Origin of the sequence: Nocardioides sp. 503, from assembly GCF_004522095.1 — a bacterium.
GTDB lineage: Bacteria > Actinomycetota > Actinomycetes > Propionibacteriales > Nocardioidaceae > Nocardioides.
The window spans coordinates 1,149,302-1,174,417 of record NZ_SPUI01000003.1; the positions used below are offsets into that span (position 1 = coordinate 1,149,302).

Genomic DNA, 25,116 nt, shown 5'->3' on the forward strand with positions numbered 1-25,116 from the left:
CCGGCGGCGGGCGCGGCCGTCGGCGGCGGTCCTCGACCGTCCCCGGCGCCGGGCTGGCGCGCCGCGGCGTCAGGCGCGCCCCAGGGCCCGCAGCGTCCGCCGTACGAGCTGCTCGTCGAGGCCGGCCAGCGGGAAGCGCAGCGTGCCCTTGCCCGAGGAGTACGGCGCGAGGTCCAGCACCAGCCCCGGGTCGTCGGGCGGCGCGGGCGGCTCGGGGTAGACCGACACGAACCGCCGCCACCCCGCGACGTGCAGCACCGTCGCCTCGCCCCGCCGGAAGGTCGGCATGTTGTAGGCGATCGTCTCGCTCAGCCCCGGAACCTCCTCGTGCACCCACCTGCGCAGCTGCCGCACCCCGGCGGCCGGGCGCTCGTCGAGGTCGGCGAGGTAGGCGTCCACATCGGCGTACTTCTGGGCCATGTCCGCACGCTAGCCGTCGGCGTTAGTCCCTGACGTTCGTGTCGGTTCAGGCGCCGAAACGTGACACGAACGTCAGGGACTACCCGCGCGGTCAGCCTGCGGGCAGGGACGCGACCTGGTCGTCGAAGAGGCGGACCGGCAGGGCCTCGACGCCGTAGACCGCGGAGAGCTTGCGGAAGTCCAGCTCGGAGGGGTCGGCGGTGATCGCGAGGTCGGGGAAGCGCCGGGACAGGCCGCGCAGGGCGATGCGCAGCTCCATGCGCGCCAGCTCCGCGCCGACGCAGCGGTGGATGCCGTGACCGAAGGCGAGATGGCGCGAGGTGGGGCGGTGGGGGTCGAACCGGTCCGGGTCGGAGACGAAGGCGGGGTCGCGGTTGGCGCCGAGCAGCGAGATGCCGAGCACGTCGCCGGCCTTGATGTGCGCCCCCGCGACCTCCATGTCCTCGCGGGCGAACCGCACGAACGCGAGCTGGACCACCGTGAGGTGGCGCAGCAGCTCCTCGACGACGCGGTCGACGGCCGCGGCGTCGTCGCCGGCCATGATGGCCATGGCCTCGGGGTGCTGGGCGAGCAGGTAGGTGCCGAGGGCGAGCATGCTGGCCGAGGTCTCGTAGCCGCCGAGGAAGACGCCGTCGGCCAGGCCGCCCAGGGTGACGTCGTCCAGCTCGTCGCCGTGGTCGCGCAGCAGCGCGCCGATCAACCCGTCACCGGGGTCCAGCCGCTGCTTGGCGACGGAGTCGATGAGGAACTCCCGGGTGTGGGCCGCGGCGCCGAACACGCCGACGCCCCCCTGCGAGAGGTCGAAGCGGGCGGCGCCCAGGGAGTGGAAGCGCGCGCGGTCGTCGACGGGCAGGTCGAGCAGCTCGCAGATCACCTCGAACGGGATCGGGAACGCGAACTGGTCGACCAGGTCGACGTCGGGGCCCTGCTCGGCCATCGCGTCGAGCCGGGCGGCGACGATCCGCTCGATGACCGGCTCCAGGCGGGCCAGGCGGCGCATGGTGAACTCGGGGGTGAGGTAGCGGCGCAGGGCGGTGTGGGCCGGCGGGTCGGTCATCCCGAGCCCGCCGATCTGCTCGGAGTCGTCGCGGCCCTCCTGGGAGACGAACTGCCCCAGGTCGTTGGACAGCGCGGCGCCGTCGGCGAGCAGCGCACGCGCCTCGTCGTAGCCGCTGACGAGCCAGATCCCCTTGCCGAACATCTCGGCGATCCGCTTGACCGGCGCCTCGGCGCGGACCTGCGCCATCTCGGGCAGCGGGTCGAGCACGTCGCGCTTGAGCGGCATGGTCGTCGAGTCCGGCAGGAACCGCAGCTTGCGCAGGTCGATGCCGTTGCGCGTCGACCGGGCCAGGAGACGCGTCGCCACCCGGCGCTTGACGGTGCTGAGTATCCCCATAGGCACAAGTTCACCAGAAAGTGTGCCCGCCCGTGCATCAGGCATGACCCTGAGCGTGCCCCGGGACCCGGTCGCGCGGCCCGCACGCCGCCTCAGGTCGCCACCTCCGGCGTACCGTGGACGCATGCGAGCCATGTGGAACGACCAGGTCATCGCCGAGAGCGACGACACCGTCGTCGTCGAGGGCAACCACTACTTCCCCGCCGACGCGGTGGACGCCGCGGTGCTGCGACCGTCGGAGACCCACAGCCACTGCCCGTGGAAGGGCGACGCCTCCTACTACAGCCTCGAGGTCGACGGGTTGGTCAACGCCGACGCGGCGTGGTACTACCCCACGCCCTCGGAGGCCGCCGCCGAGATCAAGGACCGCGTCGCCTTCTGGAAGGGCGTCACCGTCTCCGAGTGACCCGCTCGCCCAGGTCGGGCAGGGCCTCGAGCAGCGCCACGTCGGCCGCCGCGCGGCCCGCGACCCAGCCCTCGGGGTCGGCCTCGGGCAGCGGTTCGTCGTCGGAGGACGACTCCGGCATGAGGCCCAGGCGTTGCTCGATCCGGTAGGAGTACGACGCCAGGAACGACCGGTCGAACAACGCGGTCCGCGCGATGTTGCCGCCGCGATACCTCAGCGCCGTGGTCGCCTGCACCAACAGCGACGACGCGAGGTGCTCGGCCACGTCGAGGTCGGACCGATCCCCGACCGCCACGCAGCAGCCGAGGGTCTCCCCCTCAGCGACACGGCCACCCACAGACCTGACCACGGCATAGACGAGCTCGGCCTTGATGTCGACGTGAGGCGGGTCGATCCAGAGCAGGCGGGACACCGACCCGTCCGATGGCTCGGTCAGGACCGGTACGCACGCGAGCAGCACCGCCACCTCCAGCACCACCGCCATCGCGTCGACCTCGTCGGACAGCGGGGGCCTCGGCAGGGCTGGGTCCGCTTCCGCGACCGGGTCCAGGACCTCGCCCAGTCGGATCAGACCCGCAGGAGCACGACGACACAGGAGCTCGAGGAGGTCTTCGTCTCGCCAACCGCGGTCGACGGCCCTCGCCACCACGAGCGTGAGCACGGCGTTTCCGGCTCGGGTGACGACGTGCGCCGGGGCCGCGCCCAGACCGGCGACCACGGCTCGAGCGCGGCGGTGCACTCCGTCGGCATCCACCCTCCGGCCCACGATCGCCAGCACTGCCTCGAGGATCAGGAGCGATGCCCGCGAGATGTGCTCGTCGTCCCACGTGGGCTGATCGAGAGGCGGGCTCGTGGGCCGATCGCGCGGAGGACCGGCCGGTCCTGTGGACCGTGGCGGACGCCTCCGGGACGGTCCCTGCGGTGGCCGCCGGCGCTCGCGGGCCTGGCGTCGACGTCTGCTGTTGGCTCCCATGGACCCAGGATGCGCGGGTCGGCGCCGTCGTGGGATCTCTCTCCACAGGCCGTGCCGGGAGGGCCGTGAAGGGCCTCAGCCGCGGTCGGCCCCGGGCCGGTCGACGAGGGCGACCAGCCGCCGCGGCGCCTGGACGCAGTAGCTGTCGGTGAGCAGCTCGGCGACCTCGTCCCAGTCGGTCGCCTCGTCGATGAGCAGGCCGGCGGCGGTGGGCCACCACTCGGGCTGGAAGTACGGCGGACCCAGGTGCCCCAGCGTCGCCGCCTCGTCGGACTCCGCGCGGAACACCAGCACCAGCCCGGGTCCGTCGGTGCCCGCGGCGCGGGCGTAGCCCTCCGGCCGGCCGTCACGCACCAGGCACACGTGGGCGAAGGTGCGCCGTCGCACCCGCCACCGGACGCCCACCCAGGCGTCCTCCTCGCGAGCCTCCGGGAGGGCGAGGCAGATCTCGCCGAGCCGCCGGACCGCGGCGGCGAGCGCGTCGTCGTACTCGCTCATCCGGCGACGGTAGCCCTCCCCGCCGACGCTCCGGAAGCACCGGAGTCGCCGGCGGGGGGACCGGCGTCAGTCGGCGTCGAGGCGGGCGAGCTCCTCGGGCGTGAGCTGAAGGTCGGCGGCGGCCGCGGAGTCGGTGATCGACTGCGGACGCTTGGCGCCGGGGATCGGGATCACGACCGGGGACTGCGCGAGCTCCCAGGCCAGCGCCACCTGCTGGGCGCTGACGCCGTGGGCCTGGGCGATCTCGGCGAAGGCGGGGTGCTTGTCGGCCAGCTCCTTGGCGTCACCCAGGCCGCCCAGCGGGCTCCAGGGCAGGAAGGCCAGGCCGAGCTCCTCGCAGACGTCGATCTCGGGACGGCTGCTGCGGAAGGCCGGGGAGAACTGGTTCTGCACGCTCGCCAGCGCGTCACCGAGGACGGCGTGCGCCGCACGGATCTGCTCCGGGTCGGCGTTGGACAGCCCGACCCAGCGGACCTTGCCGGAGTCGGCGATCTCCTTGAGCGTGCCGATGACCTCCTCGTAGGGGACCTTCGGGTCGGGCCGGTGGTGCTGCCACAGGGCGATCTGCTCCACGCCGAGCCGCTCGAGGCTCGCGTCGACGGCCTCGTGGAGGTGGGCGGCGGAGCTGTCGGTGTCCCAGCCGCCGCCGTCGGTGCGGACGTGTCCGCCCTTGGTGGCCAGGACGACGTGGTCACGGACGCCGAGCTCGTCCAGCAGGCCGGCGATGAGCCGTTCGTTGGCGCCCTGGGCGCCCGCGCCGAGCTCGTCGCCGTTGCCGTAGGCGTCGGCGGTGTCGAAGAGGGTCACGCCCGCGTCGAGGGCCGCGCGCACGGTGGCGGCGAGCTGCTCGCGCGGCTGGGTGCCGCTCTGGTCGAAGGTCATGAGGCCGAGGCCGATGGCGCCGACCTCGAGGGGTCCGGTGGTCTGGGTTCCGAGGTGTCGTGTCTGCACCCCTCCGACCCTACGGAACGGGCCCGAACGTCGCCGACGGCTTCACCCGCGACAGCGGGAGACGGCCCAGCAGGCCGGCCGGGTCGGGCAGCTCGCCGGGGGCGCGGGCGCCGGGCGGGAGTCCGCCGGACAGCAGGGCGAGCGCCACCTCGGCCACCAGTGGCCCGGTGACGGCGTAGAAGTCCTCGCCCGCGACCTCGGCCGTGCGCTCCTCGTCGCCGCGGCGGGCGATGACGCGCACGGAGTAGGGGTCGCCCGCCTCCCGGGCGCGCAGCCTCTCGTCGGGCGTCAGGTCGCGAGCCGCCTCGAGGTCCTCGATCGCGGAGGCGTTGACGGTGGTCTGCAGGGTGCGCACCGGCAGGTGGCGCGGGACGAGCAGATGCTCGGACAGCCGGAGCTCGACGCGACCCGGCGCGGTCGTGGCCGGGGTCGTCACCAGCAGCCCCTCGTGCAGGCGGAGGCGGTCGCCGGGGTTGCGGTCGCCGGTGGCGAGGGTGCCGTCGGTGGGGTGCCAGCCGGCCAGCTCGACCTCGACGTCGACGCGGTCCCAGGGGGCGCCGTCGTCGGCCTGGCCGACCAGGGAGGTGAGCACCAGGTCGCCCAGGGCGCCGAAGAACCCGACGCCGGGCATCACCACGACCCCGGCGCGCTCCGCCCGCCCGGCCCACGAGTGCAGCAGCGCGAGCGTGCTGGGCTGCTCGGCCGCGATGTCGACGTAGTGGGCGCCGGCCGCCAGGGCGGCGCGGGCCAGGGGCAGCGCCGTGTCGGCGAAGGGACCCGCGCAGTTGACCACCAGCCCGACCCCGGCCAGGTCGGGCACCGCGTCGACGCCGAACGCCCGGGACTCCACGCCGAGCTCACCCGCGAGGGCGCCGAGCCGGTCGGGGTCACGGCCGGCCAGCACGGCCACCAGGCCGCGCTCGGTCAGGGCCCCCACGACCGCCTGCCCGGTGTGGCCGGTGGCGCCGTAGACCAGCACGGGCCGCGATCCGTCGTTCGTCATGACCGATGTCTACCGGAGGCCACCGACGGACCCTTGCCATATGCAGGTATTTACCTGCAGGATGCATCCATGAGCGACGACGCCAGGTTGGACGAGGTGTTCAAGGCTCTCGCCGATCCCACCCGGCGGCTGCTGCTCGACCGGCTCCGGGTGCGCGACGGCCAGGCCCTGGGCGAGCTCTGCGGCAGCCTCGACATGTCGCGCCAGTCGGCCACCCAGCACCTCGACCAGCTGGTGCGCGTCGGCCTCGTGACCGTCGTGCGCCGCGGCCGAGAGCGCCTGCACTACCTGAACCCCGTCCCGATCCACGACATCGGCGAGCGGTGGGTCGCGGCGTACGCCGCTCCGCGGCTGGCCGCGATCAGCGCCATCAAGACCCGAGCAGAGGAGCAGTCCATGACCAGCCCGATCCCGACCTACGTCTACGTCACCTACATCCGCGCCACCAGCGGGGCCGTGTGGCACGCCCTCACCGACGCGGACACCACCGCGCGCTACTGGGCTCACGCCAACGTCTCCGACTGGCAGCCGGGGTCCACCTGGGAGCACCGCCGCACCGACGGCTCGGAGGCCGTCGACGTGGTCGGCACCGTGCTGGAGGCCGAGCCGCCGACACGCCTGGTCGTCACCTTCGAGGACTCCGACGAGGTGCGCGAGCACGGGCCGTCGGTGGTGACGTTCCTGGTGGAGCCGCACGAGGACATCGTCCGGCTCACCGTCACCCACGAGAACCTCCCCAATCCCGAGATGCTCCAGGGCATCTCGAGCGGCTGGCCGGCCGTCCTCGCGAACCTCAAGTCGCTGCTCGAGACCGGCGACGTCCTGCCCACCGACCCGTGGGCGGTCCCGTCGGCGGCACCGGCGGCGCACGCATGAGCGACGAGCTCGACCTGGCCCGCGACCACGTACGTCGGGTGCTGGACCGGGTCGGCCCCGAGGACCTCGGACGGGCGACGCCGTGCGCCGGCTGGGACGTCGGCCGCGTCGTCCTCCACCTGGCCGACAGCGCCGACGCGGTCACCCGGCTCCTGGAGACGGGCGAGCTGACGTTCACCGAGGCCTCGCGCCGTGAGGTGGACGACCCGGTGGGCGTCGCGCGGGAGCGGCTGGCCGCGATGGACTCCGCCCTGGCCGCGGCCAACCCCGAGCGGGCCGCCGGTGCGCTGCTGCCGACGCTGGTCGAGCTGACGGTGCACGGCTGGGACGTCGGCGTCGCCCTCGACCCGGCCCACCGCCTTCCCGACACGCTCGCCGCCCACGTCCTGTCCCTGGTGGAGCCGGTGCTCGTCGGCGAGGCGCGAGGCGACCGCTTCGCCGCACCGCTCGCCGTACCTCACGACGCGCCGGCCTCCGACCGGCTCGTGGCCTTCCTCGGGCGTACGCCGCCGGCGTGACCGCGCCCAGGTTTTGTCCTCGCCCGGCGTGGACACAAGCCTGGTGCCGACCGGCCCCGGGACGGGTCGACCCGGAGGTGACGCGATGAGCGCCTGGTCCCGCTTCGCCACGCTCGACGCCGTGCTGCTCGGCGTCCTCGCCCTCGGCACCTGCCTGCCGTTCGGCGATGACGGCGGTGAGGGGTTGTGGTCGGCCGACCTGAGCAGCAAGTCCGTCAGCACGACGATGGCGGTCCTCCTGCTGTTCGTCGTGCTGCTCTGGGGTGCCCTCGCGACGGCGGGCGCCCACGCGCCGAGCGTCGCGCAGCTCCTCGTGGGTCTCCTGACCGCCCTCTCTGTCGGCACCCAGCGTGACCTCGGCCCGGGAGGCTCGCTGATCGTGACGACCGCCCTGCTCTCGGCTGCCGCCGGCGCGGTCGCCGAGCTGACGGCCTGGCGGGAGCACGGTCGGCGCGCTGCCTGACGTCCGCCCTCAGCCGGGGCTCTCGGTGCGGACGAGCCGCGCGAGCAGCCCGGCCAGCTCCTCGGGCCGGCTCAGGTGCGGGCAGTGCCCGGTCGCGATCGCGTCGGGCCGGTCGATGCCCAGGCGCTCGACGGCCACCCGGCGCTGGACGGCCTCGGGGAGGAAGCGGTCCCGCGTGGTGACCACGTAGCGCGCCGGCCCGGACGGCAGGCTCGCCATCGGCCAGGGCGCCGCGCCCAGCCGCGCGCTGGTCGGTCGCTCGCGGGCCGTGGCCTGCGCGACGAGCTCCGGCGGGACGTCCTCGTAGAACGCCCGCACGGGATCCGGGTCCGCCATCTCGCCGTGCCACCCCACGGCGTCGAACCACTCGCCGGCGCTCTCCCCGGGCCTCGGCACCATGCCGGCGACGTACACGGTCAGCCGTGCGCCGAGCCGCTCCGCGACCAGCGGGGCGACGAAGCCGCCGGCCGAGTGCCCCACGACCACCAGGTCCGAGGCGTCCCCGACGTCCTCGACCGCTTCGGCGACCGTGTCGACGCAGTCGTCCCAGGTCGCGTCGTCGCGGTCGGTGGGCAGGTCCGGCGCGACCGCCTCGTGGCCGCGCTCGCGCAGGGCCCGCTGGACCAGGTGCCAGGCCCAGCCGCCGTCGCCGGAGCCGTGGACCAGCGCGTACGTCGTCATGCTGGTCAGACGCCCGCGGGCGCCCGGAGTCATCGCCGGTCGGTCCGCCGGTCAGCCGGTCAGCCGCGCGCGGGCAGCACGCAGAGCTCGTTGCCCGACGGGTCGAGGTAGGTGCGCCACGGCACCTCGGGGTTGTCGGGCAGCTCCTGCCCGCCGCGGGCGAGGATCGACTGCGCCACCGTCTCGGGCTCGTCGTCGCCGGGCTCGAGCCGGAGGTCGAGGTGGAGGTGGTTCTTCGTCGACCCGCGCTTCGGCTCGTCCTCGGGCACCAGCTCGAGCAGCGGCCCGCGTCCCGACGGGTGCCGCAGCGCCAGCACGCCCCCCTCGTCGACGGGCTCCCAGCCGCTGAGCCACTGCCAGAAGTCGCGGTCGCGCTCGGGGTCCGCCGACCACAGCACCAACGCCGCGACCGGCCCGGTGCCGACGTACGCCGCGCGCTCCTCCATCACGCAGAACGCGTTGCCCTCGGGGTCGGCCAGCACCACCCACGGCACGTCGCCCTGCCCGATGTCGGCGCGGGTGGCCCCGAGCTCGAGGAGCCGGTCGACCACCTGCTGCTGCTCGGCCCCGCCCCGCAGGTCCAGGTGCAGCCGCCGGGGGCCGTGCGCCGGCTGCGCGACCGGCTGGAAGCACAGGTCGAGGTCGGGCCCGTCGGGCACCGCCAGCCGGGTCTCGTAGCCCCCGGGGTCGTCGGTCAGGGTCTCGGTGCCGAGCGCGGCCTCCCAGAAGCGTCCGAGGGTCCACGGGTCGCGCGCGTCGAAGACGAGGTTCTCCAGGTACACGGATCCAGCCTAGGTCCGGACCCGGTCGACGGCGAGCGGTTGCCGGCGCACCGGCGTCCCAGGGTGGACCTGGCGTTCCTAGGCAGCACCGGGCGACCACGAACGGGACGGAGGCGGGCCACGGCCGACGTTGGGACGGACGACACCGCTCCGGCCGCCGGCCGCTGCGGGTCACCCTCCACGAAAGGCCAGACCATGGACCGCATCACCACCCCGTTCGGGTTCACCTCCACCACGACCGACGTGACGGCCGGCGTCGACCTGACCGGCAGGCGGGTCGTCGTCACCGGCGGCGCGTCGGGCATCGGCATCGAGACCGTCCGCGCGTTCGCCGCCCTGGGCGCCGAGGTCACCCTGGCCGTGCGCGACACGGGTGCCGGTCAGGACGTGGCCGACGCGATCACCCGCACGACCGGCAACGACCGGCTCGCGGTCGCCCACCTCGACCTGGCCGACCGCGGCACGATCCACGACTTCACCGCGTCGTGGGCAGGTCCGCTCGACGTCCTGGTGAACAACGCGGGCGTCATGGCGCTGCCCGAGCTGCGGCGCACCGCCGACGGCTGGGAGATGCAGCTCGCGACCAACCACCTGGGGCACTTCGAGCTGGCGCTCGGTCTACACGCCGCCCTCGCCGCCGCCGGTGCGGCCCGCGTGGTCTCGGTGAGCTCGAGCGGCCACCTCTTCTCCCCGGTCCTCTTCGACGACCCGCACTTCGACTTCACCCCCTACGACCCGGTCGTCGCCTACGGGCAGTCCAAGACTGCGTCGACCCTGTTCGCCGTGGGCGCGACCCGCCGGTGGGCGGCCGACGGCATCACCGCCAACGCCGTGATGCCGGGCGCGATCGCGACCAACCTGCAGCGACACACCGGTGGTCTCCGCACGCCGGTCGAACGGCGCAAGACCCCCGAGCAGGGTGCCTCCACGACCCTGCTCGCCGCCACGTCCCCGCTCCTCGAGGGCGTCGGCGGTCGCTACCTGGAGGACAACAACGAGGCGGCCGTGGTGACGCGACGCGGTCCGGACCTGACCGGCGTGGCGCCGTACGCGCTCGACGCGGGCAACGCCGACCGGCTCTGGGAGCTCTCGCTGGCTCTGCTCGGCTGAGGTCTGCCGCGCGCCCGCTAGGCCGTCGGGGCGGTCGGTGCCTCCGCGCCCACGGAGGCGGCCAGCCTCGCGAACGCCGCGGCCGACGGCGTGCCCGGCTCGGCGTGGTGGACCACCAGCAGCTGGCCGCCGGCCCCGCTGACCGCCAGCTTCTCGTGGCGCAGCTCCATCGGACCGACGAGGGGGTGGCGGAGGCGACGTACGCCACCGACCTTGGGCAGCACGTCGCGCCGCGCCCACAGCGCCGCGAACTCCTCGCTCGCGGAGGAGAGGTGGTCGACGAGCTCGCCCAGCCGGGGGTCGGCGACCCGGGCACCGACCGAGGCCCTCAGCCCGGCCACGGCCTCGGCGGCGACCTGGTCCCAGTCCTCGTAGAGCAGCCGGGTCGCGGGGTCCAGGAAGGCGCTCTCGAGCAGGTTGACGCCGGTGGCGAAGGCCGGCGACAGCGCCCCGGCCAGCCGGTTGGCGGCGAGCACGTCCATGAACCGGTCCTGTACGAACGCCGAGACGGTGGTGTCGAGGGTCAGGAGCAGGTCACGGATGCCCGGCTGGAGGCGCGCCTCGGGCCGTCGCCCCGGCGCCGGAGCCGCCGCGAGCCGGTGCAGGTGCGAGCGCGAGGGCCGGTCCAGCCGCAGGGCGCCGGCGATCGCGTCGAGGACCTCCTTCGAGGGCCGGTGCCCGCGGCCCTGCTCGAGGCGGACGTAGTAGTCCGGGCTGATGCCCGCCAGCGAGGCGACCTCCTCGCGGCGCAGCCCCGGGACCCGGCGCCGAGGTCCCGGCGGAAGGCCCACGTCCTCCGGGCGCGTCAGCGAGCGTCGGGCCCGCAGGAAGCCGCTCAGCGCCTCCTCCTCCGGGTCCACGTCGGCCACCGTAGCCGCTGCCGGACCCGCCCGTGGGCCGGAGCTCGACCCGTCAGTGGGCCATGTCGACGAAGCGGGAGTAGTGGCCCTGGAAGGCCACGGTGATGTCGCGGGTGGCGCCGTTGCGGTGCTTGGCGACGATCAGGTCGGCCTCGCCGGGGCGGGTCGACTCCTTCTCGTAGGCGTCGTCGCGGTGCAGCAGGATGACCATGTCGGCGTCCTGCTCCAGGGAGCCGGACTCACGCAGGTCGCTCATCATCGGGCGCTTGTCGCTGCGCTGCTCGGGACCACGGTTGAGCTGGGACAGGGCGATGATCGGGAGCTCGAGCTCCTTGGCGAGGAGCTTGATCTGGCGGGAGAACTCCGAGACCTCGAGCTGGCGGGACTCGACCTTGCGGCCCGACGACATCAGCTGCATGTAGTCGATGACGATGAGGCGCAGGTCGTGGCGCTGCTTGAGCCGTCGGGCCTTGGCCCGGATCTCCATCATCGTCATGTTGGGCGAGTCGTCGATGAACATCGGCGCCGAGGACACCTTGCCCATGTGGCGGGCCAGCTTGTCCCAGTCCTCGCTGCCCATCTTGCCGTTGCGGATGTGGTTGAGGGGGACCTTCGCCTCGGCCGAGAGCAGCCGCATCGTGATCTCCGAGCGCGTCATCTCGAGGCTGAAGAAGACGCTGGCGAGGTTGTTGTTGATCGAGGCCGCGCGGCAGAAGTCGAGCGCCAGCGTCGACTTCCCCATGGCGGGACGGGCGGCGACGATGATCATCTGGCCGGAGTGGAGGCCGTTGGTGAGGTCGTCGAGGTCGGCGAAGCCGGTGGGTACGCCGTAGAGGCCGGACTCGCGGTTCTCGATGGCCTCGATCTCGTCGAGGACCTTGTCCATGATGTCGGACAGTGGCGCGTAGTCCTCGGCGCTGCGGCGGTCGGCCACCTGGTAGATCTCGGCCTGCGCGCGGTCGACGATGTCGTCGACCTGGCCCTCGCCGGCGTAGCCGATCTGCACGATCTTGGTGCCGGCGTCGACGAGGCGGCGCAGGACGGCCTTCTCGCGGACGATCTCGGCGTAGAAGGCGGCGTTGGCGGCGATCGGGACGTTGGCGGCGAGGGTGTGGAGGTAGGGAGCGCCGCCGATGCGGGCCAGCTCGCCCTTGCGCTGGAGCTCGGAGGCGACCGTGATCATGTCGACGGGCTCGCCGCGTCCGAAGAGGTCGATGATCGCGTCGTGGATCGTCTCGTGGGAGGGGCGGTAGAAGTCGACGCCGCGGAGCACCTCGGACACCTCGGCGACGGCGTCCTTGGAGATCAGCATCGAGCCGAGCACCGACTGCTCGGCCGCCATGTCCTGCGGCGGGGTCCGGTCGCCGGGGCGGCTGGGCCGCTCGCCGGGCGCGTAGGACACCGGGCCGTCGCCCCAGTCCTCGAACGGGGGCTCGGAGGCCCCTCGTGTGTCGGACTCGGTGACGCTCAACGCTGGCTCCCTGTCGTCCGGTGACCGGTCGGAGAGGTGGTCGGGGGTGGTGCGGGCAGGCCCGGGTGGTGAGTCGACACGCTAGGAGAGGGCACCGACAGCGGGTGGGTCAGCCGCGAACCTACGGGTCCCGAGGGCCTCGGCGGTAGGAGCCTGTCCACAGGGCCTGGGGATAACTCTGGACACGCCGTGGACGACACGCACGCTGCTTGTGCACAGCATGGGGAGGAGCCTGTGGAGACAGGTCCGCGGCCACCCCGGAACAGCCCTCTGACCTGCGCAGACGCTCTGCGCGGCATGTGCACGGAAAATACTTCGCCGCGATCTCGGTTCACCGCCCGTCCACCCGCCCGTCGAGTGCCGGTATGTCGACAAAGAGCCCGTACGTCCACGGTTTCCACACGTTATCCACCGGCCGGGCGTTTACCAGAGAATGTCCTGGTGCGCCGGGAAATCGACCGAGAGATCTGGAGACTGGCGGTCCCGGCCTTCCTCGCCCTGGTCTCCGAGCCGCTGTTCCTGCTCAGCGACGCCGCCATCGTCGGCCACCTCGGGACCCCGGAGCTGGCCGGCCTCGGCATCGCGGCCGTGGTGCTGCAGACCGCGGTCGGCCTGTGCGTCTTCCTGGCCTACGGCACCACCGCCAGCGTGGCGCGCCACCTGGGTGCCGGCGACCGCTCCCGCGCCCTCGCGCAGGGCGTCGACGGGGTGTGGCTGGCGGTCCTGATCGGGGTCGTGACGACCGTGGCGGGCGTCGCGCTGACCGGCCCGCTGGTCGCCGCCTTCGGGGCCGAGGCAGAGGTCTCGGACCACGCGGCGACGTACCTGCGGATCGCCTTCCTTGGCACCGTCCCGCTCCTGGTGATGCTCGCCGCGACCGGCGTGCTGCGCGGCCTGCAGGACACCCGTACCCCGCTCGTCGTGGCCGTGGCGGGCAACGCGCTCAACATCGTGCTCAACCTGCTGCTCGTGTACGGCGCCGGCCCGGTCGCCGGGATGGGGCTGGCCGGCTCCGCGGTCGGCTCGGTGCTCGCCCAGCTGGCGAGCGCCGCGGCGCTGGTCGCGGTGGTGGCCCGCGGCGCGCGGCGCGAGGGCACGTCGCTGCGCCCGGACCTGCGCGGCGTGCGGGCCGCCGCCCGCGCGGCGGTGGCCCTCGTGGTGCGCACGCTGACCCTGCGGGCCGCCCTGCTCGTCACGACGTACGCCGTGACGCTGGGGGCCGGCGCCGGCTCCGCGGTCGACCTGGCCACACACCAGCTGGCGATGACGCTGTGGACGTTCCTCGCGTTCGCGCTGGACGCCATCGCCATCGCCGCGCAGGCCATCACCGGACGCCACCTCGGGGCGGGCGACGTCGCGGCCGCGCGGGCGGTGACCCGGCGGATGGTGCAGTGGGGCGTCGTCAGCGGGGTGGCCACCGGCGTGGGCCTGGCCGCCCTGAGCCCGCTGCTCGGCCCACTCTTCAGCTCCGACCCCGACGTGCAGCGGCTGCTGGTGCCGGTGCTCGTCGTCGCGGCGGTCGGGCAGCCGGTCGCCGGGGTCGTCTTCGTGCTCGACGGCGTGCTGATCGGGGCCGGCGACGGCACCTACCTCGCGTGGGGCGGGCTGGCCACGCTGGCGGTCTACGCGCCGCTGGCGATCCTGGCGGCGCAGCTCCTGGGCGGGCTCGTCGCCGTCTGGGTGGTCTTCTCCGCGGTCTTCATGGGCATGCGGTTCGTGGTCCTCACCCGTCGCGCCCGGACCGACGCCTGGCTGGTCACCGGCGCCCCTACAGTGACGACATGAAGCCCCTGCAGTCGGCCGCGATGGGCTTCGTGTTCGTCGCGCTCTACGCACGCTTCCACGGCTACGACGCCTACGCGGACCCCTTCGGCTGGCTGCTGGTCCTGCTCGGCGTACGCCGCCTGCCGCGCGCGACCCCGCTGCGCGCCGCCATGCTGGCGACCGGCGCGCTGACGCTGGCCGTGTCCGTGCCGCTGTGGTTCCCCGACGTGCGCGACCGGCTCGCCGACCTGGACGCGTCGGTCGGCTGGAGCGCCGACCTGCCGGCGTTCGCCCTCGTGACGCTGCTGTGCCACGGCCTGGCCGAGGCCGCCGGGGCCGCGGGCGACGAGCGCGCGGCCCGCCGGTTGCGGCTGCTGCGGACGGTGGTCGTCGTCGTGGCGCTGCTGCCGGTCGTGGTCTTCGGCGCCGGCGTCGACTCGCTGTCCTCGACCGCGGCGCTGGCCGCCCAGCTGCTCTACGTCGCCCTGGTGTGGCTGATGTTCAGCTGCTCCGGCCGCGTCTGGGCCGGCGGCCCCGGGCCGCGGGTCGCGAGCGCCGCCGAGCCCATGTAACACGTCGATATGACCTCTTCCACGTTGATATTTCGACGTGGAAGAGGTCACAACGACGTGTTACATGTCCGGACAGCGACCCGAGCGGGCGAGGCTTCTAGGCTGTCGCCGACGACGAGCGCGGGAGTGCTGATGACGACGGGAGCCGCGACACCGGCGTTGCCGGTGCGGGACATCGAGGCAGCGGTGCAGCACTACGCCGACCGGTTCGGCTTCGCCTGCCCCCACCGGGACGACGGCTTCGCGATCCTCACCCGTGACGAGACCTTCCTGCACCTGTGGGCGGCCGGCGACGACGGCTGGCGGCTGCGACCCGAGCAGGACCTGCGCGACTCGCCCGTCTCGACCGGCGCCGAGACCTTCATCGCGGGCACGGCCAGCTGCCGCATCCACGTCACCGACGTGGACGCGCTCCACGCCGAGCTCGCCGCTCGAGGGGTGCTGCACCCCACCGACCCCGGCGCGCCGACCGACACCGACTGGGGCACCCGGGAGCTCGCCGCCCTCGACCTCGACGGCAACCTGCTGACCTTCTTCCAGCAGCGCTGAGGCCGCCGAGCCCATGTAACACGTCGTCGTCGGTACTTCCATCCCGCTGCAACGGGCTGAAAGAGTCGTGGACGACGTGTTACATCATCGTCGGCCGACCCCCACACATGCGACGAGGCCGCCCTCCCCGAAGGGAGGACGGCCTCGTCGTGGTGCGGGTGGGGCTGGGTCAGGCGGGGATCACGTTGAGGGCCACGTCCGCGGACACCTCGTCGTGCAGCTTGACCGAGACCTGGTGGCTGCCGAGCGCCTTGATCGGGTTCTTGACGACGATCGTGCGCTTGTCGACGGCCTCGCCGGACACCGTGGTGATGGCGTCGGCGATGTCGGCGACCGTGACGGAGCCGAACAGGCGGCCGCCGTCACCGGCGCGGACCTTGACGTCGACGGGCGACGACTCGAGCTTGGTCTTGATCTGCTCGGCGTGGTCGTGGTCGCGGACCGAGCGCGAGGCGCGGGCGGCCTTGATGGAGGTCACCTGCTTCTCACCGCCACGGGTCCAACGGATCGCGACGTTGCGCGGGATGAGGTAGTTACGGCCGTAGCCGTCCTTGACCTCGACCACGTCGCCGGGCGCGCCGAGACCGGTCACTTCCTGGGTCAGGATGAGCTTCATGTTGGTCAAGCCCCCTTATCGACCGGTGGACGTGTAGGGCAGCAGGGCGACCTCGCGGGCGTTCTTGACCGCGATCGCGACGTCCCGCTGGTGCTGGACGCAGTTGCCGGTGACCCGACGCGCGCGGATCTTGCCGCGGTCGGAGATGAACTTGCGGAGCAGGGCGGTGTCCTTGTAGTCGACACCGGTCGCCTTCTCCTTGCAGAACTGGCAAACCTTCTTCTTGGGCTTGCGAATCACTGCCTTGGCCATTGTGGTGCTTCCTCTCTAGAAGCCCGGCCCCGAGTGGGTACGGCGCCGGAATGGTTCGGGTTGATTGCGTGGATGTGGTGCGTGGAGCCGGATCGGCTCAGAACGGAGGCTCCTCCGAGCCCACGCCCGGGGCGCCCCAGGGGTCGGACGCCGGAGCGCCGCCACCCTGGCCGCCGGCCGGACGCGACGGCGCCGCGGTCGCCCACGGGTCGTCGCCACCACCGGACGGCTGGCCGCCGCCGGAGGACTGGCCGCCGCCGTAGCCGCCGCCACCGCCGCCACCGCCGGAGCGCTGGGCGCGGGCGACCTTGGCCGTGGCGTACTTCAGGGAGGGGCCGACCTCTTCGACGTCGATCTCGAAGACGGTGCGCTTCTCGCCCTCACGCGTCTCGTACTGGCGCGACTTGAGCCGCCCCTGCACGACGACGCGCATGCCCTTCTGCAGCGACTCGGCGACGTTCTCCGCCGCCTGGCGCCACACGGCACACGAGAGGAAGAGGGCGTCGCCGTCCTTCCACTCGTTGGACTGCCGGTCGAAGGTGCGCGGCGTCGACGCGATCCGGAAGTTGGCCACTGCCGCCCCCGAGGGGGTGAAGCGGAGCTCCGGGTCGTCGACGAGGTTGCCGACCACGGTGATGACGGTCTCGCCTGCCATGAAACGTCTCCCTAGCTGAGTTGATCCGGGGTGGTGCGTGTCTGCGTCTCAGCTCATCAAAGCCTGAGCCGTCGACAGTGGAAAGTGCGTGTCCACAGGACGCGCGTGCGGACCTCAGGTCAGCGAGCGCGCTCCGGGCCGGATCACCTTGGTGCGCAGGATCGCCTCGTTGAGCGTGAGCTGGCGGTCGAACTCCTTGACCGTGGCCGGCTCGGCGCTCAGCTTGATGACGGCGTAGATGCCCTCGGCGTTCTTCTTGACCTCGTAGGCGAGCCGGCGACGTCCCCAGACGTCGACGTTCTCGACGGTGCCGCCGTCCTTGCGGATGACGTTGAGGTACTTGTCGAGCGAGTCGGGAACGGTGCGCTCCTCGATGCTGGGATCGAGGATGACCATCACTTCATAGTTGCGCAAAGCGGTACTACCTCCTTTGGACTCGGCGGCCACGGTCTCTCCGTGGCAGGAGGGCCTTGCAGTTCATCTCGGGGCACGCCCGTCGGTGGGCGTGACAAAGACAGGCAAGGTTAACAGCGCGCGCGGACCCTGTGGAAATCCCGGCCCCGGTGGTCCGCACCGGCCTAGCGTCCAGGGATGCGCACGACCGAGCCGCCCCTCGCCGGACGCTACGTCCTGCTCGACCCGATCGGCGTCGGTGGCATGGGGTCGGTGTGGCGCGCCTGGGACCTGCGCGAGCGCCGGCTGGTCGCGGCCAAGCTGCTGGGGAGGTACGACGACGCGCTGCTGCAGCGGTTCGTGCGCGAGCAGGCGGTGCGGGTGCGCCACCCCCACGTCGTCGCGCCGACCGACTGGGCGGCCGACGGGCGGCGGGTCGTGCTGAGCATGGACCTGGTCACCGGCGGCTCGGTGGCCGAGCTGCGCGCCGAGCACGGGCCGCTGCCCGAGCCGGTGGTGGCGCGGCTGCTCGACCAGCTGCTCCAGGCGCTGGCGGCCGTGCACGCCGCCGGGATCGTGCACCGCGACGTCAAGCCGGCCAACCTGCTCCTCGACCCGGGACCGCTGCACCTGCGGCTGGCCGACTTCGGCGTCGCCGCCGTGCTCGGCGAGCAGCGCCTGACCGGCGCCGGCCCGGTCGGCACCCGCGGCTACGCCGCCCCCGAGCAGGAGCGGGGCGCGGCACCGCACCCCGCCCAGGACCTGTACGCCGCCGGCGTGGTCGGCCGCGAGCTGACCGGCCGGCGGCCCGGCGTGCTGGACCCCCTGCTCGCCGCGCTCACGGACCCCGACCCCGCGCGGCGGCCGCCGTCCGCGACCGAAGCGCTCGCCCGGCTGCGCCGCCTGCCGGTCGCCGAGCTGGCGCCGACCGCCGCGGGCGTCGTCGTGCCCGACCGGCTCGGCCCGGCGGCGTACCCCCCGCGTGCCGGACGGCTCGCCGTCGTCCTGGCCTGCGTGTGCCTGGCGCTCGCGACCGTCGTCGGCGTGGCGGCGGTGCTCCGCGCCACCTGACCCCGCGCCTACTGGAACTGGAGCGGGTTCTCCGCGACGACCCGTCCCTCGTCGCCGACGACGAAGGCGCCGTTGACGCCCGCGATGCCCTCGGGCGCCTCGAACGGCACGTAGATGCACGTCGAGCCGGCCCCGAACGTCCAGGTGTCCTGCAGCGAGCTGAGCTGGTCGTCCTCGTCACCCAGGGCGTAGTAGGTCACCCCGATCGGGACGCCGTCGGGCAGCCCCTCGACGACGTACTCGGCGTAGAGCATCTCGCCGGCCTCCACGCTCAGGGTCTGCGGGCTGGCGGGGCTGCTCGTGCCCTCGCACTCGCCCTGCTCGCCGTCGCGCACCCAGCCGGCGGGACGGAACGTCGCCTCCGCCGGGACGTCGGTCGACTCCGGAAGCTCCTCGGCGTACGGCGAGACGTAGGAGGGGTCGCCGCCGTCGCGGGCGATCTTGAGCACCTCGTCGGCCAGGGCCACCGGGCGGATCAGCGCGGAGCCCGACGTGATGGCCCCGGCGTCCTCGGAGCCGGCGGTGATGACGGCGGTGTTGACGCCGATCACCTCGCCGGCGTCGTTGATGGAGGGGCCGCCGGAGTTGCCCGAGCCGAGCCGGACGTCGCTGTCGATGAGGCCGCGCTCGGTGTCGACGATCTCGTCGGCCTGGAACGTCGAGACCACGCCGCGCGTGACCGTGAGCGGCCGGTCGAGCGTGGCGCGGACGTTGCCGATGGAGGGGTAGCCCAGCGCGGTGATCTCGTCGCCGGTGTGCAGCTCGTCGCTGTCGCCGACCGGCAGCGGCTCGGGCAGGTCGATCTCGGAGTCCTCGAGCTCGTTGCCGTCGGCGTCGGCGTTGATCTTGAGGACCGACAGGTCGAGGTAGCCGTCCGTCACGATCGGCTCGGCGCGGTAGGCGGCCGTGGCCGGCTTGTCGTCCTCGCTCGAGGTGAGCGAGACCAGCAGGTAGGCCGGGTCGGGCGTCTCGCTGGCGCCCTGGCCGGGCGCCGAGGGCTGGGCGACGTGGGCGTTGGTGAGGATCAGCCCGTCCTCGCTGATGATGCTGCCGGACCCCGAGTGGGTCGGCGTCCCGCTCTCGTCGACGGCGATCAGGTAGACCGCCGCGGCCTTGGCGCGGGCGAGGTTCTCGGGGCTCAGCCCACCGGCGCTGGGGGTGTCGCCGCCGTTGTCGTCACCGCCGAGCAGGACCGCGGTGGTGATGCCTCCGCCGATGACGAGCAGCAGCGCGAGCGCCGCGCCGACCAGCGTGAGGGTGCGGCGGCGCTTCTTGCGGTGGATCGCCGCGGCCGCCTGGCCGGCGCCGACGACCGGCACCAGCTCGAGCTCGAAGCCCGCGGTGGGGTGGCCGAGCAGGACCTCGACCGGCTCCTCGATCTTGTACGCCGTCAGGCGCTCGCCGTCGACGTACGAGCCGCTCGTGGACCGGTCGACCCACCACCAGCCGTCGGGTCGCGGCTCGATCACCGCGTGCCAGCGCGAGACCGCGGCGTCCTCGACCACGACCTCGAGCGCGGGGTCGCGGCCCACGCGCACCGGGGCGTTGGCCTGGAAGCGCAGGTCGCCGCCGTCACGACGGCGCACGAGCAGGCTCGGCCCACTCGTCGCGCCGGGGAAGCCCGGGAGCCCGGGGATCGGGGTGCCCGTCACGACGGTCTGGGCCAGCAGTCCCGACGGCGGGGCCGGGGCCGGCCCGCCCATCGGGCGGTCGGCCGGGCTGGATGGCGAGGCCGGGGGGACCGGCGGGCCCTGCGGGAGCGGCGGAGCGGGGGCGGCCTGCGGGACCGGCGGCACCTGAGGGCTCGGCGGCATCGGCGGGCCGGCCGGGCTCGCCGGGCTCGGCGGCGGGAAGCCGACGGCCGGGGTCCCGACGGGCCCGACGGGCGGCGGGGGAGGCGGCGCCACGGCGCCGGTGACGGTCACCCGCAGCGTCAGGGCCTCGTCGTCGGCGCCGAAGGACAGGGTGGAGGTGCCGCTCAGCAGGGCCTGGCGCACCGGCCGACCGTCGACGCGGGTGCCGTGGGTGCTGCCGAGGTCGACGACCTCCCAGCCGTCGCCGGCGGCCCGGATCTCCGCGTGCCGGCGCGAGACCGTCGGCTCCACCGCCACGATGTCGTTGTCCGACTCGCGCCCGACGCGGAACGTGCGTGGCTGCTCCGAGGCCCACGTCCCGGTGGGCGACTGGATGCTGATCGTGCTCATGGCGGCCTCTTCTTCGGTGCCCGGGCGGGTGGACAGGAGCCTAAGCCCGCGCCGCGCCGTTCTGGTCGTTGCTCGCATCTGTGCCCCCCACGACGTCGCGGGAAACGAGGGGGGCGCCGGCTCCTACGATGAACGGCATGAGCATCGCCATCGGAGCCCACGTCGACCAGACCGACCCCGTCGCCGAGGCGAGGGCCCGCAACGCGCCGCTGGTGCAGTTCTTCCTGGGCGACCCGCAGAGCTACGGCGGTCCGGAGATCGCCTACGCCGGCGGCGCGGAGGGGCTGAAGGCCGACGCCGAGGCCGCGGGCGTCGACCTCTACGTCCACGCGCCGTACCTCATCAACGTCGCGACGACCAACAACCGGATCCGGATCCCGAGCCGCAAGCTGCTCCAGCAGCACGTCGACGCGGCCGCCTCCGTCGGCGCCAAGGGGCTGATCGTGCACGGCGGCCACGTCAACAAGACCGACGACCCCGAGAAGGGGTTCGACAACTGGCGCAAGGCCATCGAGGCGACCGACCTGAAGCTGCCGCTGCTGATCGAGAACACCGCGGGCGGCGACAACGCGATGACCCGCTACCTCGAGCGGATCGGCCGCGTGTGGGACGCGATCTCGGGCGCCGAGGGCTTCGAGCAGGTGGGCTTCTGCCTGGACACCTGCCACGCCCACGCGGGTGGCAACCCGCTGGAGACGGTGGTCGAGGACGTCCGCCGGATCACCGGCCGGATCGACCTCGTGCACTGCAACGACAGCCGCGACGAGTTCGACACCGGGGCCGACCGGCACGCCAACTTCGGCGCCGGGCGCATCGACCCCGAGCTGCTCGCCTCCGTCGTGCGCGACGCGGGCGCGCCGGTCGTCTGCGAGACGCCGGGCGGGGCCGAGGAGCACGTCGCCGACTTCGAGTGGCTCCGCGAGCGGCTGTAGCCTCGACCTGTGCTGAGCGTCCGAACCATCCCCGAGTCCCAGCACCTCGACCTCCTGGCGTCGCGCGAGTCCGCGAGCTTCCTGCAGACCCCCGCGTGGGGCCGGGTCAAGAGCGAGTGGCGGCGCGAGTCGCTGGGGTGGTTCCGCGACGAGGAGCTCGTCGGCGCGGCGCTGGTGCTCTACCGCCAGCTGCCCCGGCTCAAGCGCTACCTCGCCTACCTGCCCGAGGGTCCGGTCATCGACTGGGAGACCGACGAGCTCGACCAGTGGCTGGCCCCGATGACCGCGCACCTGAAGTCCCAGGGCGCCTTCGGCGTGCGCATGGGTCCGCCGGTGGTGACCCGCCGCTGGTCGGCGGCCCAGGTCAAGGACGGCATCGCCGACCCCGCCGTACGCCGCCTCGACGACCTCGCCCCGACCGAGCGCGACACCGTGGGCGCGCGCGTGGTGAGCCAGCTCGACGAGCTCGGCTGGCGGCGACAGGTGGCGGAGGGCGGCTTCGCGGCCGGGCAGCCGCAGTACGTCTTCCAGGTGCCGCTCACCGCCGACGGCGCCCCGCGCTCCGAGGACGACGTGCTCAAGGGCATGAACCAGCTCTGGCGCCGCAACATCAAGAAGGCTGCCAAGCTGGGCGTCGAGGTGACCTCCTCCGGCGGCACCGAGGACCTCAAGGCCTTCCACGACCTCTACGTCCACACCGCGCAGCGCGACCACTTCACGCCCCGCCCGCTGGCGTACTTCCAGACCATGGCCGACGCCCTGAGCGCGGAGAGCCCCGACCGGATCCGGCTGTGGTTCGCGCGTCACGAGGGCGACCTGGTGGCCTCGACGATCGCGATCCGCGTCGGCACCCACGCCTGGTACTCCTACGGCGCCTCCTCCACCGAGAAGCGCGAGGTCCGCGGCTCCAACGCGATCCAGTGGGCGATGCTGCGCGACGCGCTCGCCGCGGGCGCCCGGGTCTACGACCTGCGCGGCATCACCGACACGCTCGACCCCGACGACTCCCACGCCGGCCTGATCCAGTTCAAGGTCGGCACCGGCGGCGAGGCCGTCGAGTACGCCGGCGAGTGGGACCTCCCCCTCAACCGCCCGCTCTACGCGGCGTTCGACCTCTACATGAGGCGGCGCTGATGCGCGCGACGACCGGTCCGGCCGGGAGCCTCTGGGCATTTGCTGTCGCTTCTGGGGTGGAGTTCTGGCCCAGAACGTCAGGTTTTTCAGCAGCTGCTGAAAAACCTGCGACCGGAGCCACCCCATGAGCCTCACGCTGACCGTCGACGGCGAGCGGTGGCGCGCCCACCTGCGACAGGTGGCCGACACGCACCCGGGGCTGGCGCCGGTGGTCAAGGGCAACGGCTACGGGTTCACGCTGGGGCGGCTGGCGCGCAAGGCGCAGTGGCTCGGCGTCGACACGATCGCGATCGGGACCTACGACGAGATCGGCCACGTCGCGCAGCGCTTCGACGGCAGCCTGCTGGTGCTCACCCCGTGGCGCCCCTTCGGCGCCGCGCTCGACGCCGACGGCGTGCAGGACCCCGCGCTGGCGCGGCGGCTCGTCCACACCGTGAGCCGCGTCGAGGACCTCGAGGCGCTGCTCACCCGCCAGCCCGACGCCCGCTTCGTGCTCGAGCGGATGACGTCGATGCAGCGCCACGGGATGACCGCCCGCGAGCTGTGGGCCGCCGCCCGGGTGCTGGCCGACCGCCCGCACGCCCGCCTCGAGGGCATCGCCATGCACCTGCCGCTGGCGCAGGGCTCGCACCTGTCGGAGGTGACGCGCCTGATGAACGACGTGGTCGCCGCCGGGCTGCGCACGACGACGGTGTGGGTCAGCCACCTCACCGACGGCGAGCTGACCGCGCTCGGCGCGTCGTACGCCGACTACACGATCCGCCCGCGCATCGGCACCTCGCTGTGGCTCGGCGACCGCGAGGCGCTCAGCGTCACCGCGACGGTCCTGGACGTCCACGACCTCGAGCGCGGCGACGCCTTCGGCTACCGCGCCCGGACCGCCCCCAAGAGCGGGCACCTGCTGATCGTCAGCGGCGGCACCGCGCACGGCATCGGCCTCGAGGCGCCCACGGGCGAGTCCTCGATCAAGGCGCGGGCGGCGACCCTGGCCCGCGGCGGCCTGGACGCGGTGGGCTTCGTGCGCTCGCCGTTCTCGATCGACGGCAAGCAGCGGCTCTTCGCCGAGCCGCCCCACATGCAGGCCTCGATGCTGTTCCTGCCCTCGGGCGCGCGGGTGCCGGCGGTCGGCGACCGGATCGACGTCCGGGTCCGCTACACCGCGACGGCGTTCGACCGCGTCGTCGTCAGCTGAGGCTCGCGCTCCACCGGGTCGCGCTCGGGGCGCCACACGTCGCGCACGACGACCGCGACCAGGTAGAGCTCGCACACCATCCGCACCGCGATCGCCACCCAGTAGAAGCCGACGTCGCCACCGCCGGCCGGCTCCAGGTAGCCGCCGAGGTACCACCACACCGAGGCGAAGTAGAAGACCTCGCCGGCCTGCCAGATCAGCTGGTCGCGCCAGCGCGGCCGCGCGAGCACGGCCAGCGGCAGCAGCCACAGGACGTACTGCGGCGAGTAGACCTTGTTGACCAGCAGGAAGCCCGCGACGATCAGGAAGCCGAGCTGGGTGAAGCGCGGCGTCTGCGGCGCCAGCATGCCCAGCGCGAACACCGCGCCGCACCAGATCGCGAAGACCGCCCACGACCAGGCGTTGATCGTCGACGCGCTCAGCGCGAGGTCGCCGGCCTGGTCGATGACCAGCCAGACGGAGCCGAGGTCGGCGGTCCGCTCGGAGTTGAACGACCAGAAGACCTTCCACTCCGTCGGGCTCGCGAGGTACGCCGGCGCGTTGACCAGCAGCCAGGTGGCGAGCCCCGCGAAGACGACCGCCCCCAGCTGGTCGAGGCGGCGCCGGCGCAGGCAGATCACCAGGACCGCGCCCAGCAGGAACAGCGGGAAGAGCTTGACCGCCGTACCGAGCCCGATGAGCGCGCCGGTCAGCAGCGGGCGATCGCGCGCCCATGCCCACAGGGCTCCTGCGACGGTGGCCACGGCGAGCAGGTCCCAGTTGATCAGCCCGGTGAGGGCAAGCGTCGGTGAGAGGGCGAAGATCGCGGCGTCCCACGGGCGACGGGGGTCGACCTTGGCCAGCAGCCAGGCGCTCAGGATCGTCAGCAGCGCCAGTCCCAGGGCGTTGACGGCGACGTAGAGCCGCGTCTCCCGCTTGATCTCGGGGTCGGCCTGCAGCTCGCCGACGGTGCGGGAGTAGCGGTCCTCGAGGTCCGGGGAGCCGTTGAGCCAGTGGGTGACGCGCGAGGTGGCCCAGGCCCAGTAGGAGATCCCGACGGGGTACTCCATCGACTCGTAGCGGTCACGGGTCTGCGCGTCGTCGGTGTAGGGATAGGTGTGCTCGGCGAAGCCGCGCAGCGTGTAGAGGAACGGCAGGTCGGAGTAGCACATCGCCGAGTAGCGGGTGTCGCCCTCGCTCCAGGTGCCGTCGACGCACGGCGCCTTCTGCACCATCCCCAGCGCGAAGCCGACCGCGGCCATCAGCACCACGACCCGCAGCGGCGTCCACCACCGGCTCGGCCCGATGCGGTCGCCGGCAGGCCCGCCGACGCTCTCGCTCAGGCCGGCGACGACCGGGTCGTCGTGGGTCGGGTGGACGTGACCGCTCACGCGG

At 73.4% G+C, this 25,116-nt stretch carries 28 protein-coding genes; 12 read left to right on the forward strand and 16 right to left on the reverse strand.

Translation table 11 applies throughout. From position 1 onward, the window contains the following. Window positions 1–69 precede the first annotated feature (69 nt). The gene (locus E4622_RS12615) at window positions 70–420 is read right to left on the reverse strand and encodes a DUF1801 domain-containing protein (RefSeq protein WP_134740510.1); all 351 of its coding nucleotides are present in this window, start codon (window positions 418–420) and stop codon (window positions 70–72) included. A gap of 91 nt (window positions 421–511) precedes the next feature. Then, complete coding sequence (locus E4622_RS12620; protein WP_134740511.1) at window positions 512–1,816, reverse strand: cytochrome P450; 1,305 nt, start codon at window positions 1,814–1,816, stop codon at window positions 512–514. A gap of 124 nt (window positions 1,817–1,940) precedes the next feature. On the opposite strand from E4622_RS12620, the gene E4622_RS12625 reads away from it, so the two are divergent. Then, window positions 1,941–2,222 (forward strand): DUF427 domain-containing protein, encoded by a 282-nt coding sequence (locus tag E4622_RS12625; protein ID WP_134740512.1) that lies wholly within the window; start codon window positions 1,941–1,943, stop codon window positions 2,220–2,222. Here the strand turns inward: E4622_RS12625 and E4622_RS12630 are convergent. From E4622_RS12630 to E4622_RS12645, 4 genes are all read right to left on the reverse strand, one after another. Further along, window positions 2,206–2,706, reverse strand: a complete 501-nt coding sequence (locus E4622_RS12630) for a hypothetical protein (RefSeq protein WP_134740513.1) — start codon at window positions 2,704–2,706, stop codon at window positions 2,206–2,208. The genes E4622_RS12625 and E4622_RS12630 overlap by 17 nt on opposite strands. A gap of 564 nt (window positions 2,707–3,270) precedes the next feature. Next, window positions 3,271–3,693 (reverse strand): MmcQ/YjbR family DNA-binding protein, encoded by a 423-nt coding sequence (locus E4622_RS12635; RefSeq protein WP_134740514.1) that lies wholly within the window; start codon window positions 3,691–3,693, stop codon window positions 3,271–3,273. A gap of 66 nt (window positions 3,694–3,759) precedes the next feature. Beyond that, complete coding sequence (locus tag E4622_RS12640; protein WP_209021897.1) at window positions 3,760–4,644, reverse strand: aldo/keto reductase; 885 nt, start codon at window positions 4,642–4,644, stop codon at window positions 3,760–3,762. Window positions 4,645–4,654: 10 nt separating this feature from the next. After that, a complete protein-coding gene (locus tag E4622_RS12645; RefSeq protein WP_134740515.1) occupies window positions 4,655–5,647 on the reverse strand; it encodes a saccharopine dehydrogenase NADP-binding domain-containing protein in 993 nt (330 codons plus the stop codon). A 69-nt stretch (window positions 5,648–5,716) separates the two neighbouring features. Between E4622_RS12645 and E4622_RS12650 the strand changes: the two genes are divergently transcribed. From E4622_RS12650 to E4622_RS12660, 3 genes are all read left to right on the forward strand, one after another. Then, a complete protein-coding gene (locus E4622_RS12650) occupies window positions 5,717–6,523 on the forward strand; it encodes an SRPBCC domain-containing protein (protein ID WP_134740516.1) in 807 nt (268 codons plus the stop codon). Continuing rightward, window positions 6,520–7,041 (forward strand): TIGR03086 family metal-binding protein, encoded by a 522-nt coding sequence (locus tag E4622_RS12655; RefSeq protein WP_134740517.1) that lies wholly within the window; start codon window positions 6,520–6,522, stop codon window positions 7,039–7,041. Before E4622_RS12650 ends, E4622_RS12655 begins: the two co-directional genes overlap by 4 nt. Before the next feature lie 85 nt (window positions 7,042–7,126). Then, a complete protein-coding gene (locus E4622_RS12660; protein ID WP_134740518.1) occupies window positions 7,127–7,504 on the forward strand; it encodes a hypothetical protein in 378 nt (125 codons plus the stop codon). 9 nt (window positions 7,505–7,513) lie between these two features. Here the strand turns inward: E4622_RS12660 and E4622_RS12665 are convergent, their stop codons facing one another. Together E4622_RS12665 and E4622_RS12670 are read right to left on the reverse strand one after the other, a co-directional pair. Continuing rightward, complete coding sequence (locus E4622_RS12665; RefSeq protein WP_134740813.1) at window positions 7,514–8,185, reverse strand: alpha/beta hydrolase; 672 nt, start codon at window positions 8,183–8,185, stop codon at window positions 7,514–7,516. Between the two features lie 59 nt (window positions 8,186–8,244). After that, window positions 8,245–8,967: a VOC family protein gene (locus E4622_RS12670; protein WP_134740519.1), complete on the reverse strand. Its 723-nt coding sequence runs from the start codon at window positions 8,965–8,967 to the stop codon at window positions 8,245–8,247. A 195-nt stretch (window positions 8,968–9,162) separates the two neighbouring features. Between E4622_RS12670 and E4622_RS12675 the strand changes: the two genes are divergently transcribed. Then, the gene (locus tag E4622_RS12675; RefSeq protein ID WP_134740520.1) at window positions 9,163–10,077 is read left to right on the forward strand and encodes an SDR family NAD(P)-dependent oxidoreductase; all 915 of its coding nucleotides are present in this window, start codon (window positions 9,163–9,165) and stop codon (window positions 10,075–10,077) included. A gap of 17 nt (window positions 10,078–10,094) precedes the next feature. Here E4622_RS12675 and E4622_RS12680 read toward each other — a convergent pair whose 3' ends face one another. Further along, window positions 10,095–10,937, reverse strand: coding sequence for a helix-turn-helix transcriptional regulator (locus E4622_RS12680; protein WP_134740521.1), 843 nt, complete (start codon window positions 10,935–10,937; stop codon window positions 10,095–10,097). 52 nt (window positions 10,938–10,989) lie between these two features. Next, entirely contained in the window at window positions 10,990–12,339 is a 1,350-nt protein-coding gene (dnaB, locus tag E4622_RS12685; protein ID WP_280633765.1) for a replicative DNA helicase, read from the reverse strand. 510 nt (window positions 12,340–12,849) lie between these two features. Here dnaB and E4622_RS12690 point away from each other — a divergent pair. The 3 genes from E4622_RS12690 to E4622_RS12700 all read left to right on the forward strand — a co-directional run bounded on the left by E4622_RS12690 (window position 12,850) and on the right by E4622_RS12700 (window position 15,293). Further along, window positions 12,850–14,193, forward strand: a complete 1,344-nt coding sequence (locus tag E4622_RS12690) for an MATE family efflux transporter (protein ID WP_245155998.1) — start codon at window positions 12,850–12,852, stop codon at window positions 14,191–14,193. Next, window positions 14,190–14,744 (forward strand): hypothetical protein, encoded by a 555-nt coding sequence (locus tag E4622_RS22810; RefSeq protein ID WP_167736065.1) that lies wholly within the window; start codon window positions 14,190–14,192, stop codon window positions 14,742–14,744. Before E4622_RS12690 ends, E4622_RS22810 begins: the two co-directional genes overlap by 4 nt. A 132-nt stretch (window positions 14,745–14,876) precedes the next feature. Continuing rightward, window positions 14,877–15,293, forward strand: a complete 417-nt coding sequence (locus E4622_RS12700; RefSeq protein ID WP_134740524.1) for a VOC family protein — start codon at window positions 14,877–14,879, stop codon at window positions 15,291–15,293. 169 nt (window positions 15,294–15,462) lie between these two features. Here E4622_RS12700 and rplI read toward each other — a convergent pair whose 3' ends face one another. The 4 genes from rplI to rpsF form a co-directional block, all read right to left on the reverse strand. After that, complete coding sequence (rplI, locus tag E4622_RS12705) at window positions 15,463–15,909, reverse strand: 50S ribosomal protein L9 (RefSeq protein ID WP_134740525.1); 447 nt, start codon at window positions 15,907–15,909, stop codon at window positions 15,463–15,465. A gap of 15 nt (window positions 15,910–15,924) precedes the next feature. Further along, window positions 15,925–16,161 carry a 30S ribosomal protein S18 gene (rpsR, locus tag E4622_RS12710; RefSeq protein ID WP_011758085.1) on the reverse strand — a complete coding sequence of 79 codons (237 nt, stop codon included), beginning with the start codon at window positions 16,159–16,161 and terminating at the stop codon, window positions 15,925–15,927. 97 nt (window positions 16,162–16,258) lie between these two features. After that, complete coding sequence (locus tag E4622_RS12715; RefSeq protein WP_134740526.1) at window positions 16,259–16,816, reverse strand: single-stranded DNA-binding protein; 558 nt, start codon at window positions 16,814–16,816, stop codon at window positions 16,259–16,261. A 114-nt stretch (window positions 16,817–16,930) separates the two neighbouring features. Continuing rightward, window positions 16,931–17,230, reverse strand: a complete 300-nt coding sequence (gene rpsF, locus E4622_RS12720) for a 30S ribosomal protein S6 (RefSeq protein WP_134740527.1) — start codon at window positions 17,228–17,230, stop codon at window positions 16,931–16,933. Between the two features lie 177 nt (window positions 17,231–17,407). On the opposite strand from rpsF, the gene E4622_RS12725 reads away from it, so the two are divergent. Then, entirely contained in the window at window positions 17,408–18,280 is an 873-nt protein-coding gene (locus tag E4622_RS12725; RefSeq protein WP_209021898.1) for a serine/threonine-protein kinase, read from the forward strand. Window positions 18,281–18,288: 8 nt separating this feature from the next. Here E4622_RS12725 and E4622_RS12730 read toward each other — a convergent pair whose 3' ends face one another. Beyond that, a complete protein-coding gene (locus E4622_RS12730; protein WP_167736066.1) occupies window positions 18,289–20,484 on the reverse strand; it encodes an FHA domain-containing protein in 2,196 nt (731 codons plus the stop codon). A 137-nt stretch (window positions 20,485–20,621) separates the two neighbouring features. On the opposite strand from E4622_RS12730, the gene E4622_RS12735 reads away from it, so the two are divergent. From E4622_RS12735 to E4622_RS12745, 3 genes are all read left to right on the forward strand, one after another. Then, window positions 20,622–21,416: a deoxyribonuclease IV gene (locus E4622_RS12735; protein ID WP_134740529.1), complete on the forward strand. Its 795-nt coding sequence runs from the start codon at window positions 20,622–20,624 to the stop codon at window positions 21,414–21,416. 12 nt (window positions 21,417–21,428) lie between these two features. Continuing rightward, complete coding sequence (locus E4622_RS12740) at window positions 21,429–22,550, forward strand: peptidoglycan bridge formation glycyltransferase FemA/FemB family protein (protein WP_209021936.1); 1,122 nt, start codon at window positions 21,429–21,431, stop codon at window positions 22,548–22,550. Between the two features lie 124 nt (window positions 22,551–22,674). Further along, complete coding sequence (locus E4622_RS12745; protein WP_134740531.1) at window positions 22,675–23,742, forward strand: alanine racemase; 1,068 nt, start codon at window positions 22,675–22,677, stop codon at window positions 23,740–23,742. Here E4622_RS12745 and E4622_RS12750 read toward each other — a convergent pair. Continuing rightward, entirely contained in the window at window positions 23,703–25,112 is a 1,410-nt protein-coding gene (locus E4622_RS12750; protein WP_134740532.1) for a glycosyltransferase 87 family protein, read from the reverse strand. The genes E4622_RS12745 and E4622_RS12750 overlap by 40 nt on opposite strands. Window positions 25,113–25,116 lie beyond the last annotated feature (4 nt).

Coding starts and splice junctions, on each gene's coding strand:
- E4622_RS12745 (WP_134740531.1), top strand. CDS start 22,675: ATGAGCCTCACGCTGACCGTCGACGGCGAGCGGTGGCGCGCCCACCTG.
- rplI (WP_134740525.1), bottom strand. CDS start 15,909: ATGAAGCTCATCCTGACCCAGGAAGTGACCGGTCTCGGCGCGCCCGGC.
- E4622_RS12715 (WP_134740526.1), bottom strand. CDS start 16,816: ATGGCAGGCGAGACCGTCATCACCGTGGTCGGCAACCTCGTCGACGAC.
- E4622_RS22810 (WP_167736065.1), top strand. CDS start 14,190: ATGAAGCCCCTGCAGTCGGCCGCGATGGGCTTCGTGTTCGTCGCGCTC.
- E4622_RS12675 (WP_134740520.1), top strand. CDS start 9,163: ATGGACCGCATCACCACCCCGTTCGGGTTCACCTCCACCACGACCGAC.
- E4622_RS12655 (WP_134740517.1), top strand. CDS start 6,520: ATGAGCGACGAGCTCGACCTGGCCCGCGACCACGTACGTCGGGTGCTG.
- E4622_RS12620 (WP_134740511.1), bottom strand. CDS start 1,816: ATGGGGATACTCAGCACCGTCAAGCGCCGGGTGGCGACGCGTCTCCTG.
- E4622_RS12735 (WP_134740529.1), top strand. CDS start 20,622: ATGAGCATCGCCATCGGAGCCCACGTCGACCAGACCGACCCCGTCGCC.
- E4622_RS12625 (WP_134740512.1), top strand. CDS start 1,941: ATGCGAGCCATGTGGAACGACCAGGTCATCGCCGAGAGCGACGACACC.
- E4622_RS12645 (WP_134740515.1), bottom strand. CDS start 5,647: ATGACGAACGACGGATCGCGGCCCGTGCTGGTCTACGGCGCCACCGGC.
- E4622_RS12665 (WP_134740813.1), bottom strand. CDS start 8,185: ATGACGACGTACGCGCTGGTCCACGGCTCCGGCGACGGCGGCTGGGCC.
- E4622_RS12725 (WP_209021898.1), top strand. CDS start 17,408: ATGCGCACGACCGAGCCGCCCCTCGCCGGACGCTACGTCCTGCTCGAC.
- E4622_RS12615 (WP_134740510.1), bottom strand. CDS start 420: ATGGCCCAGAAGTACGCCGATGTGGACGCCTACCTCGCCGACCTCGAC.
- E4622_RS12630 (WP_134740513.1), bottom strand. CDS start 2,706: ATGGCGGTGGTGCTGGAGGTGGCGGTGCTGCTCGCGTGCGTACCGGTC.
- E4622_RS12650 (WP_134740516.1), top strand. CDS start 5,717: ATGAGCGACGACGCCAGGTTGGACGAGGTGTTCAAGGCTCTCGCCGAT.
- E4622_RS12635 (WP_134740514.1), bottom strand. CDS start 3,693: ATGAGCGAGTACGACGACGCGCTCGCCGCCGCGGTCCGGCGGCTCGGC.
- E4622_RS12730 (WP_167736066.1), bottom strand. CDS start 20,484: ATGAGCACGATCAGCATCCAGTCGCCCACCGGGACGTGGGCCTCGGAG.
- E4622_RS12660 (WP_134740518.1), top strand. CDS start 7,127: ATGAGCGCCTGGTCCCGCTTCGCCACGCTCGACGCCGTGCTGCTCGGC.
- rpsR (WP_011758085.1), bottom strand. CDS start 16,161: ATGGCCAAGGCAGTGATTCGCAAGCCCAAGAAGAAGGTTTGCCAGTTC.
- E4622_RS12700 (WP_134740524.1), top strand. CDS start 14,877: ATGACGACGGGAGCCGCGACACCGGCGTTGCCGGTGCGGGACATCGAG.